Source organism: Cohnella mopanensis, from assembly GCF_022352055.1.
Taxonomy (GTDB): domain Bacteria; phylum Bacillota; class Bacilli; order Paenibacillales; family Paenibacillaceae; genus Cohnella; species Cohnella mopanensis.
Map to the genome: position 1 here is coordinate 1 of NZ_JAKRWM010000053.1, position 408 is coordinate 408.

Consider the following 408-nt stretch of genomic DNA (forward strand, 5'->3'; position numbering starts at 1 on the left):
GCTGCTCCGCTTGGCGGAGCTGCTTGTACCGTAATCGTATAGGTCACCTTCGTGATTCCGTCTTGCGCAGTGACGACCACCTTGTAGCCCGAGGCCAGATCAGTCGCGACAGTGATTCCATCTCCCATGTATACTTCGTATGTCACACCCGTCACCGTCACAATAGCGTTCTTCAACTGGGCCAGCGTCGTGCCGAATGGAATATTCGAGATTGTCTCGTTCGCTGTACCTCCCGCACTTACGATTCCGATCGTGGACGTCAGCGTCGCTGCTCCGCTTGGCGGAGCTGCTTGTACGGTGATCGTATAGGTCACCTTCGTGATTCCGTCTTGCGCGGTGACGATCACCACGTAGCCCGTAGATAGATCCGTCGCGACAGTGATTCCATCAGCCGTGTACACTTCGTAC

The 408-nt window shown here is 55.6% G+C and carries 1 pseudogene; it reads right to left on the reverse strand.

Going from position 1 to position 408, the window contains the following annotated elements:
* A pseudogene (locus L3D05_RS26325) lies at positions 1–408 on the reverse strand (hypothetical protein); the annotation flags it as partial.